Annotated in this window: 1 protein-coding gene; it reads left to right on the forward strand. The window is 70.8% G+C overall.

From position 1 onward, the window contains the following. Positions 1-327: 327 nt before the first annotated feature. A partial coding sequence (locus ACFU7D_RS29810; RefSeq protein WP_378874171.1) for an alpha/beta hydrolase occupies positions 328-1,101 on the forward strand: 774 nt, incomplete at its 3' end.

Here is a 1,101-nt window from a genome sequence, read left to right on the forward strand (position 1 = left end):
TTCTTCTGGGAGCTCAGCGGCGACACCGCGAACGGTGAACTCATCAAGGCCATCAACTAGCCCCGACGGGGTACACGGACCGCAGGGCGGGTCAGGGGTGGGGTGCCGGGCGGGCGCCCCACCCCACCCGTCGTGGGCGGGGGCGTCTCTCTCCGTCCCCGCCTCCGGCGTGCTGTGCACGGGCAGGCAACATCCGTGCGTGCGCGGGCAAGGGAGCACGGCCGTCACGCCCTAGCGTTTCCTGTACACCCCATTGATTCCCCGGTGCACGCATCCGGCACGACCCGGCACCGTGCGCCGGGTTCACGGATTGCAGGAGTACCGCTCATGCCTGAAGACGTCGCACGCACCTCCCCCGTGCTGGAACCGGCCGCTGCCGCTTTCGCCGAGGCGACCGCGAACCCGCCCTATCTCTTCGAACTCGCCCCCGCGGACGGCCGTAAGGCGGTGGACGAGGTCCAGTCCGGCGACGGCGTGGCGAAGCCGGAGATCGACGAGGAGTGGATCACGGTCAAGGGCGGGCCGACGGGCGACGTCCGGGCGCGCATCGTGAAGCCGGCCGGCGCCACGGGGACGCTGCCGGTGATCCTCTACATCCACGGCGCCGGATGGGTGTTCGGCAACGCGCACACGCACGACCGCCTGGTGCGCGAACTCGCCGTGGGCGCGGGCGCGGCCGTGGTCTTCCCCGAGTACGACCTCTCGCCCGAGGCCCGCTACCCCGTGGCCGTCGAGCAGAACTACGCCGTCGCCCGGTGGATCGTCCAGGACGGTGCCACCAAGCAGCTGGACGGTGCCCGGCTGGCCGTGGCCGGCGACTCGGTGGGCGGCAACATGACCGCCGCTCTGACGCTGATGGCCAAGCAGCGCGGTGACGTGGCCCTCAAGCACCAGGTGCTGTTCTACCCGGTGACCGACGCGAGTTTCGACACCGGCTCGTACCGGCAGTTCGCCACCGGCTACTTCCTCCGTCGTGACGGCATGCAGTGGTTCTGGGACCAGTACACGACCGACGAGGCCGAGCGCGCGCAGATCACCGCCTCGCCGCTGAGGGCGACGACCGAGCAGCTCAGCGGTCTCCCCGCGGCTCTCGTGATCACC

The organism is Nocardioides sp. NPDC057577 (assembly GCF_042801335.1).
Classification (GTDB): domain Bacteria; phylum Actinomycetota; class Actinomycetes; order Propionibacteriales; family Nocardioidaceae; genus Nocardioides.